The following is a 15,887-nucleotide window of genomic DNA, read 5'->3' as shown; positions in this document are numbered from 1 at the left end:
TTTTCCTAATTAGAGAGGTGGTACACTTGGAGAAAGTAAATATAAGAAAAAGAGATAAGTTGAAAAAGTTTTTTAAAGAACAAAATTATTTAGCTGTACTACTTGGATTCGCGTTGCTGTTTGTAAATATACTATTACTTACAAAAATATCATTCGTCTTTACACCGTTCGTCGTATTTTTAAAAACAATCTTTTTCCCAGTATTATTAGCGGGAGTACTATTTTATATATTGCATCCATTCGTTTCTCTTTTAGAAAGAAAAGGTGTTTCGAGAATTGTGTCAATTGCCTCGATATATATACTGGTTCTTGGATTATTTGTTTTTCTTGCGGTGACGGTTATTCCAATTATTAAAGATCAAGTTAATACCTTGATAGATAACTTGCCATATTTCGGTCATGAAATCGAAAGGGCAGCACGTAAATTTGGAGAAAGTAATGTAATTGGTAGAATGCAGGAAAGTTTAAATATTGATGTTGCTAATATCGTAAAAGATTCTACAATGAACTTTACAAAATCATTATCATCAGTAACAGGAAATGTAACTGGATTTTTAAGTACACTTACTGAAGTTGTTTTAACATTTGTAATGGTTCCATTTATTTTGTTCTATCTTTTAAAAGATGGTGAGCAATTACCGAATCATTTTTTAAAGTTTATATCTGAGCAAAGACGACCAGCTGCGAAGAGAATACTAGATGATATGCATTATGCGATTAGTTCGTATATTAGAGGTCAAATTATTGTTAGTCTATTTATCGGTATTATGCTATTCATTGGTTATCTAATAATCGGCATTAAATACGCTGTATTACTTGCTATTTTGGCGATGATTGTAAACGTTGTTCCGTATGTAGGGCCAATTATCGCTATAACGCCAGCGTTAATTATCGCTTTTATTGATTCGCCAGCAATGATTTTAAAAGTAATTATTGTCATGATGGTTGTACAATTAGCAGAGGGAAAATTTATTTCACCACAAGTAATGGGCAAAAAGTTAGATATTCATCCAATTACTATCATTTTTATTATTTTAACTGCCGGAAATTTATTTGGAATTATGGGGGTTATTTTAGCAATTCCAGGATATGCGATATTAAAAGTGTTAGTTACGCACAGTTATAGATTTATAAAATTAAATACGTAAAAAAGAGCTAAGACAGATGGATTCTGTTTTAGCTCTTTTTCATTAACAATTGATTTGCATATTGGTGTGCCCACTGATCAGCTTCTAATATAGCGTCTAAAGAAGGGTTTTTTACGTTATGATGAGCCTCAACGGTTTTGTAAATCGTCTTTTCGATATCGAAAAATGCAATTTCATTTTTAAGAAATAGTGCATTTGCAATTTCGTTCGCTGCATTTAATACAGCTGGAGTTGTACCGCCAATTTTGCCACATTCATATGCGTATTGTAGACATGGGAACTTCTCTAAATCTGGTTTTTCAAAATGTAAACTACCGATTTCTAATAAGTTTAATTTTTCATAGGCAGAAGGTAATCGAGTAGGGTAGTGGAACGCATATTGAATCGGCATTCTCATATCAGGAGCACCGAGTTGTGCCATGACTGATCCGTCAATAAACTCTACTAAGGAATGAATAATGCTTTCTTTATGAATCATGACATCAATTTTGTCGTAAGGAATATCAAATAGCCATCTAGCTTCCATCACTTCAAAGCCTTTATTCATTAATGTAGCAGAGTCAATCGTTAGTCTTGCGCCCATTAACCAGTTTGGGTGTTTTAAAGCATCTTTTGCTTGTAATGTGTTCATTTCTTCACGTGTTTTATCACGAAAAGCGCCGCCAGAAGCTGTAACAATTAATTTTTCAATTTCTTTATTATTTTCTCCGTTTAAACATTGGAAGATAGCTGAATGTTCGCTATCAACTGGAATTAATCGGCACTCGTTTTGTGTCGCTAATTCGGTTACGATGTGTCCAGCCGCAACTAATGTTTCTTTATTAGCAATGGCAATATCTTTCTTCGCTTTTAATGCTTCAATTGTTGGGAGTAATCCTGAAACACCGACAACTGAACTTAATACAAGATTTGTATCAGTATGAGTAGCTACTTCAATTAACCCATCAGTTCCATATGTAATTTTCGTATTTGTAGAAATGCGCGTACGAAGTGTGTCCGCTAATTCTTTTGTCGCAACGCTTACAATACGAGGCTGAAACGTTTCGATTTGTTTTTCGAGCAGGTCAATATTATAATTTGCGGTTAAACCGACAATTTGAAAATGTTCTGGATGAGCTGAAACTACATCTAATGCAGATGTACCAATTGAACCTGTAGAGCCTAAAATTGATATGTATTTTACCATAAAAAAACCTCCAAAGCTGTTTCGATTATTTCTGCAAACCTATATAGTATTAGACAATTAAAGTGGAAATTCCTGCTATGTAAAATGGAAAATATATGTTTATTTGAAATGCGAATGTGATAAAATGTAAAAAATAACTAAAAAGCAATGAAAGAGAAGAGTACATATTCAAAACTTTTCAGAGAGCTGATATGTGGTGGGAATCAGTAAGGGATGAATATGGAATGGGCTCTGGAGCTTCTAGCTGAAATGAGTAGGCGAAGACGGTTACTTCACGTTAAGAAGTTGAAGTGAGCTATAATATAGCTAATTAAGGATGAGGGGCTCTTTTTGTTTTTTATTTTGAGAAAGGAGGAGTTAGGATGAGTGAAAAAATTATGTTAACAGGAATTAAGCCGACAGGATATCCGCATTTAGGAAATTATATTGGAGCGATTAAACCTGCATTACAAATGTCAAAGAATAATGAAGGAAAAGCATTGTATTTTATAGCTGACTATCATGCATTAAATGCTGTGCATGATCCAAAGAAGTTTAGTAGTTATACGAAAGAGGTAGCTGCTACTTGGTTATCACTCGGACTTGGAGAAGATGTTATTTTCTATCGACAAACAGAAGTGCCGGAGATTTTAGAATTAGCGTGGATATTAGCTTGCCTAACTCCGAAAGGACTTATGAATCGTGCTCATGCGTATAAGGCGAAGGTAGAACAAAATAAAGAAGCGGGATTAGAGATAGATGCTGGAGTGAATATGGGATTATATACGTATCCGATTTTAATGGCGGCGGATATTTTATTATTTCAAGCAACTCATGTACCTGTCGGAAAGGATCAAATCCAGCATATTGAAATTGCTCGTGATATTGCGACGTATTTTAATCATACATTTGGCATGACATTTACGCTTCCAAAGTATGTGATACAAGAAGAAGGAGCGATTTTACCTGGTCTTGATGGAAGAAAGATGAGTAAAAGTTACGGGAATGTTATCCCGCTTTTTGCAGAGCGAGAAAAACTCCGAAAGTTAATATTTAAAATAAAAACAGATTCGTCACTTCCGAATGAACCGAAAGAACTTGAAACGTTATTTATGATTTATAAAGAATTTGCGACAGAAGATGAAATTCAGTCGATGCGTGAAAAGTATGAGACCGGAATTGGTTGGGGTGATGTGAAAAAAGAGTTATTCCGCGTTGTAGACCGTGAGTTAGCGGACTCTCGCGGAAAATACGTTAAGTATATGAATGAGCCTCATTTATTATATGAGGCGTTAGAAAAAGGTGCTGAGAAGGCACGAGCTATTGCGAGGGTGAATTTAGCGGAAATAAAAAAACGGATTGGATTTGAGAGGGAACGTTAAGCGTTCCCTTGTTTTTGTTGGAAATCTGCAATAATCCTCTCAATAACAGGAGGAAGATTGCTAGGCAACTCATCAAGCGGAAAGAAGCGTAATTCTCTTGATTCAGTTTGATCACATATAAGCTCACCTTGAAATTCACGGCAAATATAAATAACAAGTACACCATGTACTTGATCGCCGTTTGGATAGATTTGAAAGAAATCGGGTCCTGAGTATGTACGGAATAGTTCTGGATTTCTAATGATAAGTCCAGTTTCTTCAAATACTTCGCGCTTTAAAGCGTTTTCTAACGTCTCGCTATATTCTAAGGCGCCGCCAATAATACCCCAGCGGTTAAAATCTGTACGGAGCTGCAGTAATATTTCATTTTTCTCATTTAATATAATGGCGTGTGATCCAATTAAAATGAGTGGGTGATTTCCTACTAGATTTCTTACGTCTTCAATATAGCCCATATTTGTTCTCCTTATTTTTAATAATAGTTAGGAAGTTCTTTTAATATTCTTTCTGTTTTATGTGCTGTAAAGGCTAGGTTATGATCATCTTTTGTTCTAAAGAATAATGTGCGTAAAAAGGTTTTAATGTTGGCACATAAAATACAATACTCATTAAGCGAAAGGCGTTTTCTAATTTGAGGAAGCCTTTTTATTTTTTTTTGAATAATTGAAATTAACTCATCTTGCGAGAAATCATGATACAGCATTGATAGTAACGGAGTAACAATGCGTTCATCTTCATTATTATGAAAAAGATCAGATGGAATAAAAATTTTATTTAATAAACAGTGAATTAATTCTTCATACCACTCAAAGGTCGTATAGGAATTGTGAACAATTTCAGTAACGGCATCAGATACGTGGGCGATACAATGAGCCCAACCTTTATTTTCAATATAGCCTCGAAAATCCATTTCTAAGTTTGTATATGTAATGATTTTATTTTTTATTTCCTCGATATCCTCCTCTGTAAAAAAGTAGTGCGAGTTGGCGAATTGGAGTATTAACGCAATTAAAGAAACAGTGTAAGAACGTGTGAAAACTCCATCTGTATGTGGGGAGTAAATGTTACAATATAAATACTCATCACTTAAACAAGTTTGTAGAAGTAATTTCAGTTGATCGTCCATAAGGAATTCATGATGAATAAAATGCGTAAAACATTTATATATAAGTTGGTAACGAACGTAACTATCAGTCGTTCCGATATTTCGAAGCATATTCGTTGTTAACTCATTTATATCTATATGTTGCAGTTGCGTATAGTCATTTTGTTGTATAAGCTCTAACTGTTGTTGCAGCGCTGTAATATCCAATGGAGAACCTCCCCCGCACTTTAAAGATGCGATCTTTTCTAGTATTCTATATATTCAAGGACAATCCTGCTCATGCAAGGAGAACCATTAGAAATTCGAGTATGACATAGATGAGGGAAGAATATGACGACTATAGAACAGTTAGAAAAACATTTTAAAATAAGAAGAAGTGCTTCTTCTATAATGATAAAAGAAAATAATGCAGAGGTTTTTACAGAAGAGCAATTAGAAGAGATGATGCAATATTGCGTTGCTGAGGCTGAAAAAGATGGATTAGAAAAACTACATTTTGAAATCTCTTCAAAAAGCCCAAATTATGATGTGTATAAGAAATACTTCGTAACGTATTCATTTGAATTTATTGCTGAGAACATTATTGTGTTTAAAGATATACATGAAGTCGATGATATAGAAAGTGAAATTGATTTTAAACTTATTGAAGAGATAGGCGAAGACGCTTTTTATTCACTGTGGAATGAAGTGATGGGAGAACAAATCGATTATGATCAATTTGTAAATTTGATGGAACAAGAAATTGGTGGACAATGGAAAGAACATTGTTTAACAGCTGTTGCAAATGAAGAGCCGATAGGAATTGTCATCCCATATATTGAAAGAGGTACGTTAGAAGAAGGGAAACTTATGTATTTCGCAGTCGCTCCAAATATGCGAAATAAGGGGTATGAAGAAGCATTATTTATAGGGGCGATGTTTGTCTTAAAGGAAATAGGCGCATCTTATTATATTGGCGAGACGAATGTACAAAATGAGTGGATGAAGGATATTTTTGAAAAGAACGGATGTCAGCTGCTGAGTTCTGCCGAGCGATATGTGAGGAAGTTTTAGGAGGATGAATGATGTATACTCTGGAACTCATTTAGCGGGAAATCCGTGTACAAATTTTGAACAAGTAAAGGGAATTTTTGCATGTTTGTAAGATAAAAAGAAAAAACGAAACGACAAAGTATACTTTCCTATAATACAATAGAGAAGGATTAGACTATACGAAGAAAGCGTTGGTGAAAGAATGGAGCAGCAAAGAAATTGGCTACAAGCAACTGTAGAACGAAATGAAGATAATAAGTTACATATAAAGTGGGAAAATAATATAGAAGAAGTTCGCATTTATTGGAGTACTTCACCAGATCATATTGAGGAAAATGGAGAATTACTTGCAACGGTAAATGGAGAATCATCATATACAATTGAAAATCTAAGTGAAAATGAGCGTCCATATTTTAGACTAGTAGCAAGTAATGGACAAGTAGTGACAGTAGCTGAGCGTAGATTACCATTACAAGGAGCGTTTAACTTCCGTGATATGGGAGGTTATGAAACGACTGAAGGCCGTAAAGTAAAATGGGGCAAGTTGTACCGTTCTGAAGAATTAGCAGGACTAACGGAGTGGGATATCGAGTATTTAAAAAAGTCTGGCTTAAAGTTAATTTGTGATTACCGTACAGACTTTGAAGTGAAACATAAGCCGAACCCAGAGATTACAGGTGCTCGTCAAGTGTGCTTACCAGTTATGCAAGACTTGGCGAAGGACTTAAATATAAATGAATTTTTCCAAGTTGGTGACCTTTCTATGTTAGGGAAACCAGGTGAGTACCTTGTGAAAATGAATCAAGATTTCGTAAGTGGTAATGAAGCATTCGTGAGCTTCTTAAAACTCGCGCAAAACCCGGAAAACTTACCATTAGTAAACCACTGTACAGCTGGAAAAGATCGTACTGGATTTGGTTCAGCACTATTATTACTTCTATTAGGTGTGCCGGAAAAAACAGTAATGGAAGACTATTTATTAAGTAACGGTTTCCGTGAGAAGTTAAACGAAAAAATGATGGCATTTTTAGGTGCGAAATTACAAAACGATGAAAGTAGAGCGATATTAGGTGCAATGTTTGAAGCGCGTGCTGGGTATTTACAAGCTGCGATTGATGAAGTTAAAAAGCAATATGGTTCAGTTGAAGCGTATGCTGAAAAGGCTCTTGGCTTTACGAAAGAATCGTTAGAGGAAATGAAAGTATTATTGTTAGAAGATAAATAATGAGGAGGGAGGCTGATTGGATTAGCCTCCTTTTATTATTGTTGCTATAATTAAGCTATGAGAATATAGGAATTGAGGAGAACATCATGAAATACAAAGTAATATTATTCGACGTAGATGATACATTATTAGATTTCCCTGAAACGGAAAGAAACGCATTACATAACGCGTTTGTACAGTTTGGCATGCCTACAGGGTATAATGATTATCTTGCAAGTTATAAAGAGATTAGTAATGGATTATGGAGAGATTTAGAGAATAAAATGATTACGCTAAGTGAATTAGCGGTAGATCGATTTAGACAATTATTTGCTCTTCATAATATAGAAGTAGACGCGCAGCAATTTAGTGATGTATACCTTGAAAACTTAGGAAAAGAAGTACATCTTATAGAAGGTGCAGTGCAATTATGTGAGAATCTTCAAGATTGCAAGTTAGGTATTATTACGAACGGATATACAAAAGTACAACAATCTAGAATTGGAAATTCGCCTTTATGTAACTTCTTTGATCATATTATTATTTCAGAAGAAGTTGGCCATCAAAAACCGGCACGTGAGATTTTTGATTATGCATTTGAAAAGCTTGGGATTACGGATAAATCAAGTGTATTAATGGTTGGAGATTCGCTAACTTCTGATATGAAAGGCGGAGAAGATTACGGTATTGATACGTGTTGGTATAATCCGAATGTAAAAGAGAATACGACAAGTGTTAAGCCGACTTATGAAGTGGAGAGTCTGCTGCAAATTTTAGAAATTGTGGAAGTGGCGGAAGAAAAGGTAGCCTCATTTTAATTATGTTGATATTTGTCGATAAGTTGATATTCTTTGTCGAATCGTCGATATATCGAAAAAATCGTTGATATATTTTGAGTTACGGTAGATATATTGGAAAAATCGTTGATATAATTTGAGTTGCGGTCAATTTATAGGTATGAACTGTGTAACAACTAGAGGTGAGTGAAAGATGTTAACGTTTTTATTTGAGTTAGACAAGGCTATTCCGCAGAAGGATGAGCCACGGTATGTTGCTTATACTAAGGGCTTTATTGAAGGGGATTTAACAATTTGTGTGGGTGACAGAGTACTTTTTCAGAAGTCATGCATGAAGGTCGCAGAGCTCGGCATTTATTTAGGACAGTGGATGGAACAAGTGCAACACGGGCAGAACGTACATATGAATTATGAAACGATTGAACGTGATGAGATAATTCTTGGCTTCTTTTATGAAGAGGACGATCAGTGGAGGATTTCTTCCAGTTGGCAACAATTTGAACTTCAGGAGCGTATCTCTACTACAACATTAGTAGAGAGCGTTCAACGCTATTTATATGAGCTAAACAAGGAACTGTGCGCGATAGAATATCCTGTGACGTTTGATCAGTACTTAAGAGGAGAGCGAATGATGCAGCTTTCTTACAAACGACTGTGTGATAGTAAAGCGGACATGAAGCCAATAGAGGTTTACAATGGAAGTAAACAAGTAGGCGTAGTACGGGGCTATTATAAAAATACGTTGATGAAAGTACTAGACTTCATTCCAAAAGTTGGTAGCAATATCATTTATGAAATAAAGGATAGTAAGGACAATATTCGCGTCATTGCAAAGGATATAAGTAGGCAGCGTCAAAGAAGGATTTTAGTAACGTACATCGATAATAATGATGCAGAGCATGAAATAATTGTATGTGACGGAAAGTTATTAGATGCAAATTTCTTATTTACCTTTACATATAAGAGAGAAGAATATGTTGTTCACAAAACTTCACTTGGGCTTGGAAAGTTATTACGAAAGGGCTATGTAATCGCAGATTGGAATATTCGTCTTGAGGAAGATATGTATTGCATCGAGATGAATGTGTATGATGAGGATTATATAGAGGATCAATACTTACTGTTAGGCGTATTTCATGCTGTTTTGTATGGGTGATAAAGTGAAACTTTAATCAGTGGGGGTTTTGTTCATCCCCCACTGATTATTAGCCCACACCAATCGGGCGTTTACGGGCAAGCAGGGCTTCAACCTAACTTCTTCGCTCCAGCTGAATTTTGAGGTGGGAGTCTTACTGCCAGCAAATAGCGGGATAAATGAGAAATACCGGTATTCTTCATGGGAAGGGTGCCGGTATTTTTATGTAATTCTGGCGATTTTGTGTCCTTAATTAATCCTCAAAAATAAATATCTCATCAATCGTACTATGCAGTGCCTTCGCTATATCGTGAGCAAGCTGCAATGAAGGATTATATTTTCCTTTTTCGAGATGGCTAATCGTTTCACGACGTACACCAACGCTCTTCGCTAAATCTTCTTGTGTCAAATTCAATTTGGCGCGATATTCTTTTATTTTTGTTAGGAACGCCATGGTGCATCTTCCATTTCATCAACTGGTTTATCGTAAAAGAAAATAGAGAATCCGAATGTAAGAATGAGTGTGCTGAAAATAATAGCGATATCAATTTCTTGTAAAACAGGATTTGGAAATAGCATTTCAATAAACATAATGATAGTGGTAGTTAATAGTGCAACAATGAATGCATTTCGGCACGATTTATTGACAATTTGTTCAAATAGCTCATCATGACGAACTTTTCTATATGTCGTGAAAAAGGAGAAAAAACAGAACATAGTAAACAATCCTTTTTCATAAAAAAATCCGAGAAAACCAAAGAAACCGAGAAATCCTAAATATTTTATCCAAATCGTCTTCATGATTGATGCTCCTTTCGGTGTTAGAAATAAAGTGAAGCTTTAATCAGTGGGGGGCATCCCCCACTGATTATTAGCCCACACCAATCGGGCATTTACGGGCAGTGGATCTCCCACCTAACCTCGTTGCTTTACAGCCAAATTTTGAGGTGGGAGTCTTACTGCGCGTTAATGCGGGATAAATCACTATATGTTATAAATATATCACATGTAGAAATTAATGGTAATAATAGTTTTGTAGTTTGTTTCATAATAATAGTAAAAAAGGTTAAATATTCTGTAAAATAAAAAGGAAAATATCGTAAAATGGATGTAAGGAGGGGAAAAAGAATGATAACTTGGATATTGATTGTATTATTACTTGTAGTAATCACTGTAATTGGAACGATATTAATTGGGCGAAATGGCGATGAAAATTATAGTAAATCAACGAAAGGAAATATTGGAAGGCTTACGATGATTTATATTATATTAGCTGTTGTTTTAATAGTTGGACTAGGGGCTTATATATATTTTAAAGGATAAAATGTATAAGGAAAAAATTGAAAAATTATAAAAATCTAAAAATATAAGTATGCTATAATGTTAATATAGTTAATTGGTAATTAAGGAAAGGATTGGATGTAATGATCGAAATTTTGAATGTGTCAAAAAGTTATAATGGATCTAACTACGCAGTAAAAGATTTAAGTTTATCTGTACCGAGCGGAGAAATCTTTGGGTTTTTAGGACCGAATGGTGCGGGTAAATCAACGACAATTAAGATGATTACTGGTATTCATGGAGTGGACAAAGGAACCATTACAATCAATGGTAAAGATATTATGAAAGATCCGATGGAAGCGAAGAAAACGTTTGGCTATGTTCCAGATAGCCCGGATATGTTTTTGCGATTAAAAGGAATTGAATATTTAAACTTTATGGCTGATATGTATGAAGTACCGAAGGAAGTAAGACAAGAACGAATAGAGTCATTAGCGAAGAAGTTTGATCTTTATAATGCTTTATCTGATCAAATTCAAAGTTATTCACACGGTATGAGACAAAAGATTGTTATTATCGGTGTGCTTGTACATGAGCCGGATGTGTGGATTTTAGATGAACCATTAACAGGGCTTGATCCGAAATCTGCATATATTTTAAAAGAAATGATGAGAGAACATGCAGATAAAGGGAAGATTGTATTTTTCTCTACACACGTATTAGAAGTGGCGGAAAAAATATGTGACCGCGTCGCTATTATTAATAAGGGCAATTTGCAGTTTAAAGGGAATTTAAATGAAATGAGAGATCATTTTAAATCCAATGAATCACTTGAAAAAATGTTCTTGGAGATGACGGGCAATGAGTAAAATTTGGACGTTAACGAAGGTATTATTGAAATTAAATTATGCAGATTTCATAACAGATAAAAAGAAACGATGGGCTTATTTATTTTCATTTGCAGCAATATTATTTGTAGGTTTTTTAATATTCGGTTCGATGACCCACGGAATGTATGAAGGAATGATACATCTAGGACAGGATCCAGGGATTATTATTGCAATGGGATTAGCTATTGCTAGTATATGGGTATTTTTGATGAGTATTATGAATATTTTAACAGTGTTTTACTATAGTAATGATGTTGAAATGTTACTACCGTTACCGTTAAAACCAGCGCAAATTATTTCGGCAAAGTTCTTTACAGTGTTAATTACACAATACGTAATGAGCTCGTTTATTTTATGGCCTATCTTTATTACTTACGGTTTAAAGAGTGGTGCTTTCATTACATATTACATTTATATGGTTGTCATTTACATATTCTTCCCTATCGTTCCGTTAGTGCTAGCTTCGTTAATTATGACAATTATTATGAGGTATACGAATATAGCGAAAAATAAAGATCGAGGAAGTATATTTATTGGAATCGTAAGTATACTATTTATCGTCGGAATCAATGTATTTATGCAATGGAGAAATAAAAGTGCAGTATCTGGAGCTGGAGATTCAGTTGCGAATTATCTTGTAAATAATCAATCCTCCCTTTTCATACAAATGACAAATTATTTTCCGACTACATATTTTGGTGCAATGGGATTAGTAGAAAATGCATCGTGGAAGGGAATATTATACGTACTAATATACATTCTTATTTCTATCGCGTTTTTCGGGCTGTTTTACTATATTGCAGAGCGTACATATTTGAAAGGAGTTATTGGACTTTCAACGAGTACAGCAAAGAAAGAGGTAATTTCAGCAGAAGGCTTACAGAAATCAACAGTACAAAGTTCACATTTAAAAGCGTATGTGAAAAAAGAATTTAAAACGTTATTCCGCACGCCACAATTTTTCTTAAATTGTATTGTGCAAACTTTCGTTATGCCAATTATGCTGTTCTTTGTTTTATTTGTACAAGATGGAAATTTAAAATGGATTACGGGATATATTGATAATCCAGAATCAGCAGGTTTCGCAATTGGTGTTGGCCTTTGTGCATCCTTATTTTTAATGGGGAGTAACGTTATTGCAACGACGTCATTTTCTCGAGATGGAAGTTCATGGTTTGTGAATCGTTATTTACCAGTAAAAGCTTCGGATATCTTTTTTGCGAAAGTGATAACGGCCTGGTTAATTAATGTAGTCATTTTAGGAGTATTCGGTATTACAATGGCAGTTGTAGCAGGTATTTCGCCAGTCTTCATGATACTTTGGTTCTTACTAAGTGCGAACGGTTTATTGTTAATTAATTTAATCGGTACACGCTGGGATGCACAAACTGCAGATATTCATTGGGATACAGAACAGAAATTATTTAAAAGTCGATATACAACTTTGTGGAATTTTTTAGCTAATATTTTAATAGCTTTAGTTATTGTAGCGGGTGTAAGTGTATTATACTTCTTCCTTCAAGTAGGACTTTGGATTATGTTTATCGTTTTATTTGTAATGTTTACGATTGTAAATTATATCTTTATTAAAATTTTAAAATTAGGCGCTGAGCGTATATTGTCAAATATTAATTAAAAAGGTAGATCCTCTGTATTCGTGCAGGGGATTTATCCATAGATGGAGGAGAAAAGGTGAGGAAAATAGCAATTGTAACAGGGGCAACTCGTCTGAATGGAATTGGTGCAGCTGTATGCAAGGTGCTTGCTCAAAATGGGATAGACATTTTTTTCACGTACTGGCCTCGGTATGATAAAGCGATGCCATGGGGAATGAATGATCAAGAGCCCTTTTTGTTGAAAAAGGAGATTGAGAGTTACGGCGTTCGATGTGAAATGGCAGAAATCAACTTATCGCAGTCTTATTCGCCTAATCGTGTATTGTATATGGTATCAGAACGTTTAGGCGAGCCATCTATTCTTATTAATAATGCCGCTTATTCTACTCATACGAAAATTGAAGAGTTAGATGTAGAACAGCTAGATAAACATTATACGGTTAATGTGCGTGCTACTATGCTATTAAGTTCTTTATTTATAAAACATTATTCACTCAAAACGAGTGGAAGTATTATAAATCTAACTTCAGGGCAGTCATTGGGGCCAATGCCGGATGAACTTGCATACGCAGCAACGAAAGGAGCAATAGAGGCATTTACAAAGTCAGTAGCACCAGTTGCTATGGAGAAGGGGATTACAGTTAATGCTGTGGATCCAGGACCAACGAATACAGGATGGATTACTGAGGAATTACAGCATCATTTAGTATGGAAATTCCCGCAAGGAAGAGTTGGAGAACCGGTGGATGCTGCACGCTTAATTGCTTTTTTAGTAAGTGAAGAAGCGAAGTGGGTTACTGGGCAAGTAATTCATTCGAATGGTGGTTATTCATAAAAATATTATGTTAACAAGTATTGAGAAACAAAAAAATTAGGGATAATTTTATTTTTTTGTATAAATAAAATGTCAAGAAAGATAAAAATTTGATAGGAGAGTATATCGTCATATGAAGATAGCAATTCTTGATATGACAATATACTCTTTTTCTTTTACTACAGAGAAGAAAAATGAAGTAGAAGAAACTCGAATATTAAAATAAGTTTATCGATTTTTGTACGTATTATTATGAAGATTACTGTCGGAAAGATGGTAATTCGTATGAAAAGGGATTTTTTAAGGAGAAATAGAATCGTAAAGGGGAGGATAAATTAAGTAAACATAGGGGGATTTATATGAAAATGAAAAAGGTCGCTATCGCATCGATAACAATTGGTACATTGCTTACTATGGCAGCTTGTAGTCCTTCGGTAGATAAAGAGACAGAAAAGAAGGAGCAAGTAACGGCACAAAATGAAGGGGAAGCAAAAACAACAAGTGCAGATGAAGCGTCAAAAACAACGAAAGATAGTGAAAAAGACACAAATACTTCTTCGAATGAAAAAACAGATAAGGATGCAAAAAATACAAAGGAATCATCAGGAACAGAAAGTAACAGCAAAACGTCAACTCAAAATCAGAATGGAAAAACGCCAGAAAAAGAAACGACAGGAAAAACGAATGATCAATCAACTAGCGGGAAAACAACAGATCAAAATACAAGTACAAACAATAACGGAAAGACAACGAAAGATCCGAAGAAAAACGTCGCTGTGAAAGCAAGTGTAAAAGAAGTCGTTACATTAATTGAAAGCCTAGATAAGCAATTAGCTGCAAATCCTAAATTAGAAACAGTTAATAAACTTGGAAAACAAATTAATGAGAAGTGGGATGTAATTGAAAAAGATATAGAAGCATCACATCCAACTGAATACAAAACAATTGAACAAAGTTTGTATCCATTAATTATAAGAGCGGAGAAAGAAAAGATAGATGTTAATAAAATGAAGTCATTAACGACGAAAACGAAAAAAGATTTAAATCAGTTATTAACGAAGCTTTCATAGTTTCAAACAAGCCTACTCGTGTGAGTAGGCCTTCTTAGTTTGTTTAGATAGAATATGGGGTTCACCATATTCTATCTAAATCTTTTTAGTTACTGTTCATTTTCGGTGGGTGTTAAGAAATAAAGACTTCATTTGAAAGGAACATCCCAATGATAAAAATAAAACCATTACGGACAATTCACGATGGTAATAGTGACGCTAGCCATTGTTCCAGGAGAATCAAGAAGTGAAGCAGTAACGATTACTGTTCCAGGTCCATTTGCGGATAGAAATACAGCGGTAAAGTTACCTGAAGCATTGGTGATGGTAGCAAGAGGAACCATGAAAGCAAGAGAAGGGTTACTAAATGAAAAGCTGACTACTACCCCTGCAGCAGGACTACCGTTTACTAATACTTGACCCGAAAAAAATAAAGTATTATTTCCTTGGGTGGATACACACGCTGTGGTTGCGTTAGAAGTTAAGGTAATAGATGCAGGTCCAGCAGGAAGACTAAATCCAGTAGGTCCAGTATTACCGGTAGGCCCGGTGTTGCCAGTAGGTCCAGTATTGCCGGTAGGCCCGGTGTTACCAGTAGCGCCGGTAGGCCCAGTATTGCCGGTAGGCCCAGTATTGCCGGTAGGTCCAGTAGGTCCAGTATTGCCGGTAGGCCCGGTGTTACCAGTAGCACCAGTGTTCCCGGTAGGACCTGTAGGAAATTGAAAGGGCTGAACAGGTGGAAGGGTAGGCCCAATTAAACCCGGGTTTAGCGCAGCAGAAGATAAAAACTCGTCCATTATATTTCACCTCTGAAAAGTTCGTATTACTAATAGTAAATGCAAAAGTAGAACAAAGTGAAATGGACAAGCGAGTATATTTATTAAATTTAACTAAATAGTTATTTGAATAAAAAGCTATTTGAATAGAAAGAGATTTAGCAATTACAAGGTAAAAAGTTTCATGAATTATCCACTTTAATTCAATATTCATAGTATGAAAGATGGAATACAAAAATATTTATAGAGGTGAGGTGAATAAAGAATGCTTTGTAATTATTTTTACACTGAAACGCAAATGCGTCCTTTAGGAGGGCAGGGGCCTGCGCAAAGTACTATTCAAGCTGTTCATCAGGCTATACAAGCACAGCAACAAGCATTACAAGCACAACAAATGCAACAAAGTTATTACCCATCACAATCGTTTTATTCATTACAGTCGTATTACCCACCACAGTCGTATTATCCATTACAATCATATTACCCGATGTAG

19 protein-coding genes, 1 pseudogene and 1 other annotated feature are annotated in these 15,887 nt (G+C 35.0%); of the genes and pseudogenes, 14 read left to right on the top strand and 6 right to left on the bottom strand.

Translation table 11 applies throughout. The features are described from left to right. Window positions 1-26: 26 nt before the first annotated feature. Complete coding sequence (locus CQZ94_RS23475) at window positions 27-1,148, top strand: AI-2E family transporter (protein ID WP_142395920.1); 1,122 nt, start codon at window positions 27-29, stop codon at window positions 1,146-1,148. A gap of 28 nt (window positions 1,149-1,176) precedes the next feature. Here the strand turns inward: CQZ94_RS23475 and CQZ94_RS23470 are convergent, their stop codons facing one another. Further along, the gene (locus tag CQZ94_RS23470) at window positions 1,177-2,334 is read right to left on the bottom strand and encodes a 1-deoxy-D-xylulose-5-phosphate reductoisomerase (RefSeq protein WP_105587313.1); all 1,158 of its coding nucleotides are present in this window, start codon (window positions 2,332-2,334) and stop codon (window positions 1,177-1,179) included. A gap of 138 nt (window positions 2,335-2,472) precedes the next feature. Next, window positions 2,473-2,666, top strand: a binding site (T-box leader). 30 nt (window positions 2,667-2,696) lie between these two features. Here CQZ94_RS23470 and CQZ94_RS23465 point away from each other — a divergent pair. Further along, entirely contained in the window at window positions 2,697-3,695 is a 999-nt protein-coding gene (locus CQZ94_RS23465) for a tryptophan--tRNA ligase (protein WP_105587312.1), read from the top strand. Here the strand turns inward: CQZ94_RS23465 and CQZ94_RS23460 are convergent. Next, on the bottom strand, window positions 3,692-4,150 hold the full coding sequence (locus CQZ94_RS23460; protein WP_105587311.1) for an NUDIX hydrolase: 459 nt from the start codon (window positions 4,148-4,150) through the stop codon (window positions 3,692-3,694). The genes CQZ94_RS23465 and CQZ94_RS23460 overlap by 4 nt on opposite strands. Before the next feature lie 17 nt (window positions 4,151-4,167). Further along, complete coding sequence (locus CQZ94_RS23455; protein WP_105587310.1) at window positions 4,168-5,007, bottom strand: DUF2785 domain-containing protein; 840 nt, start codon at window positions 5,005-5,007, stop codon at window positions 4,168-4,170. A 123-nt stretch (window positions 5,008-5,130) separates the two neighbouring features. Here CQZ94_RS23455 and CQZ94_RS23450 point away from each other — a divergent pair, with 123 nt between their 5' ends. The 4 genes from CQZ94_RS23450 (at window position 5,131) to CQZ94_RS23435 (ending at window position 8,989) form a co-directional block, all read left to right on the top strand. Then, a complete protein-coding gene (locus CQZ94_RS23450; RefSeq protein ID WP_105587309.1) occupies window positions 5,131-5,853 on the top strand; it encodes a GNAT family N-acetyltransferase in 723 nt (240 codons plus the stop codon). Between the two features lie 181 nt (window positions 5,854-6,034). Beyond that, window positions 6,035-7,057 (top strand): tyrosine-protein phosphatase, encoded by a 1,023-nt coding sequence (locus CQZ94_RS23445; RefSeq protein ID WP_105587308.1) that lies wholly within the window; start codon window positions 6,035-6,037, stop codon window positions 7,055-7,057. A gap of 86 nt (window positions 7,058-7,143) precedes the next feature. Then, the gene (locus CQZ94_RS23440) at window positions 7,144-7,854 is read left to right on the top strand and encodes a YjjG family noncanonical pyrimidine nucleotidase (RefSeq protein WP_105587307.1); all 711 of its coding nucleotides are present in this window, start codon (window positions 7,144-7,146) and stop codon (window positions 7,852-7,854) included. Window positions 7,855-8,026: 172 nt separating this feature from the next. Then, on the top strand, window positions 8,027-8,989 hold the full coding sequence (locus CQZ94_RS23435; RefSeq protein WP_105587306.1) for a tubby C-terminal domain-like protein: 963 nt from the start codon (window positions 8,027-8,029) through the stop codon (window positions 8,987-8,989). Window positions 8,990-9,221: 232 nt separating this feature from the next. Here CQZ94_RS23435 and CQZ94_RS23430 read toward each other — a convergent pair whose 3' ends face one another. Continuing rightward, window positions 9,222-9,422: a helix-turn-helix transcriptional regulator gene (locus tag CQZ94_RS23430; RefSeq protein ID WP_105587305.1), complete on the bottom strand. Its 201-nt coding sequence runs from the start codon at window positions 9,420-9,422 to the stop codon at window positions 9,222-9,224. Beyond that, a complete protein-coding gene (locus CQZ94_RS23425; RefSeq protein ID WP_105587304.1) occupies window positions 9,410-9,769 on the bottom strand; it encodes a DUF3796 domain-containing protein in 360 nt (119 codons plus the stop codon). The genes CQZ94_RS23430 and CQZ94_RS23425 overlap by 13 nt, the downstream gene beginning before the upstream one ends. Before the next feature lie 327 nt (window positions 9,770-10,096). Between CQZ94_RS23425 and CQZ94_RS23420 the strand changes: the two genes are divergently transcribed. The 7 genes from CQZ94_RS23420 to CQZ94_RS31880 all read left to right on the top strand — a co-directional run bounded on the left by CQZ94_RS23420 (window position 10,097) and on the right by CQZ94_RS31880 (window position 15,341). Continuing rightward, window positions 10,097-10,291: a hypothetical protein gene (locus tag CQZ94_RS23420; RefSeq protein WP_105587303.1), complete on the top strand. Its 195-nt coding sequence runs from the start codon at window positions 10,097-10,099 to the stop codon at window positions 10,289-10,291. Between the two features lie 101 nt (window positions 10,292-10,392). Beyond that, window positions 10,393-11,118 (top strand): ABC transporter ATP-binding protein, encoded by a 726-nt coding sequence (locus CQZ94_RS23415; RefSeq protein ID WP_105587302.1) that lies wholly within the window; start codon window positions 10,393-10,395, stop codon window positions 11,116-11,118. Then, window positions 11,111-12,775, top strand: a complete 1,665-nt coding sequence (locus CQZ94_RS23410) for a putative ABC transporter permease subunit (RefSeq protein WP_105587301.1) — start codon at window positions 11,111-11,113, stop codon at window positions 12,773-12,775. The genes CQZ94_RS23415 and CQZ94_RS23410 overlap by 8 nt, the downstream gene beginning before the upstream one ends. 56 nt (window positions 12,776-12,831) lie before the next feature. Beyond that, window positions 12,832-13,590 (top strand): SDR family oxidoreductase, encoded by a 759-nt coding sequence (locus tag CQZ94_RS23405; protein ID WP_105587300.1) that lies wholly within the window; start codon window positions 12,832-12,834, stop codon window positions 13,588-13,590. Between the two features lie 338 nt (window positions 13,591-13,928). Continuing rightward, window positions 13,929-14,639, top strand: coding sequence for a hypothetical protein (locus tag CQZ94_RS23395; protein WP_105587298.1), 711 nt, complete (start codon window positions 13,929-13,931; stop codon window positions 14,637-14,639). Between the two features lie 183 nt (window positions 14,640-14,822). Next, a complete protein-coding gene (locus CQZ94_RS31885; RefSeq protein ID WP_242238086.1) occupies window positions 14,823-15,038 on the top strand; it encodes a hypothetical protein in 216 nt (71 codons plus the stop codon). A gap of 45 nt (window positions 15,039-15,083) precedes the next feature. Further along, window positions 15,084-15,341 carry a hypothetical protein gene (locus CQZ94_RS31880; protein WP_258166038.1) on the top strand — a complete coding sequence of 86 codons (258 nt, stop codon included), beginning with the start codon at window positions 15,084-15,086 and terminating at the stop codon, window positions 15,339-15,341. Between the two features lie 17 nt (window positions 15,342-15,358). Here the strand turns inward: CQZ94_RS31880 and CQZ94_RS31875 are convergent. After that, window positions 15,359-15,415 (bottom strand): annotated as a pseudogene (locus CQZ94_RS31875) (exosporium leader peptide-containing protein); the annotation flags it as partial. A gap of 244 nt (window positions 15,416-15,659) precedes the next feature. Between CQZ94_RS31875 and CQZ94_RS23385 the strand changes: the two are divergent. Beyond that, complete coding sequence (locus CQZ94_RS23385; RefSeq protein WP_105587296.1) at window positions 15,660-15,887, top strand: DUF3947 family protein; 228 nt, start codon at window positions 15,660-15,662, stop codon at window positions 15,885-15,887.

The organism is Bacillus sp. MYb209, assembly GCF_002975175.1.
Taxonomy (GTDB): domain Bacteria; phylum Bacillota; class Bacilli; order Bacillales; family Bacillaceae_G; genus Bacillus_A.
The sequence above is the reverse complement of the archived record's forward strand: the minus strand, read 5'-3'. Positions and strand labels throughout refer to the sequence as shown.

Bases quoted from the DNA above. Each gene is read 5' to 3' on its own strand.
- CQZ94_RS23470 (WP_105587313.1), bottom strand. From the start codon at position 2,334: ATGGTAAAATACATATCAATTTTAGGCTCTACAGGTTCAATTGGTACA.
- CQZ94_RS23465 (WP_105587312.1), top strand. From the start codon at position 2,697: ATGAGTGAAAAAATTATGTTAACAGGAATTAAGCCGACAGGATATCCG.
- CQZ94_RS23460 (WP_105587311.1), bottom strand. From the start codon at position 4,150: ATGGGCTATATTGAAGACGTAAGAAATCTAGTAGGAAATCACCCACTC.
- CQZ94_RS23450 (WP_105587309.1), top strand. From the start codon at position 5,131: ATGACGACTATAGAACAGTTAGAAAAACATTTTAAAATAAGAAGAAGT.
- CQZ94_RS23445 (WP_105587308.1), top strand. From the start codon at position 6,035: ATGGAGCAGCAAAGAAATTGGCTACAAGCAACTGTAGAACGAAATGAA.
- CQZ94_RS23440 (WP_105587307.1), top strand. From the start codon at position 7,144: ATGAAATACAAAGTAATATTATTCGACGTAGATGATACATTATTAGAT.
- CQZ94_RS23435 (WP_105587306.1), top strand. From the start codon at position 8,027: ATGTTAACGTTTTTATTTGAGTTAGACAAGGCTATTCCGCAGAAGGAT.
- CQZ94_RS23430 (WP_105587305.1), bottom strand. From the start codon at position 9,422: ATGGCGTTCCTAACAAAAATAAAAGAATATCGCGCCAAATTGAATTTG.
- CQZ94_RS23425 (WP_105587304.1), bottom strand. From the start codon at position 9,769: ATGAAGACGATTTGGATAAAATATTTAGGATTTCTCGGTTTCTTTGGT.
- CQZ94_RS23420 (WP_105587303.1), top strand. From the start codon at position 10,097: ATGATAACTTGGATATTGATTGTATTATTACTTGTAGTAATCACTGTA.
- CQZ94_RS23415 (WP_105587302.1), top strand. From the start codon at position 10,393: ATGATCGAAATTTTGAATGTGTCAAAAAGTTATAATGGATCTAACTAC.
- CQZ94_RS23410 (WP_105587301.1), top strand. From the start codon at position 11,111: ATGAGTAAAATTTGGACGTTAACGAAGGTATTATTGAAATTAAATTAT.
- CQZ94_RS23395 (WP_105587298.1), top strand. From the start codon at position 13,929: ATGAAAATGAAAAAGGTCGCTATCGCATCGATAACAATTGGTACATTG.
- CQZ94_RS31885 (WP_242238086.1), top strand. From the start codon at position 14,823: ATGGTAATAGTGACGCTAGCCATTGTTCCAGGAGAATCAAGAAGTGAA.
- CQZ94_RS23385 (WP_105587296.1), top strand. From the start codon at position 15,660: ATGCTTTGTAATTATTTTTACACTGAAACGCAAATGCGTCCTTTAGGA.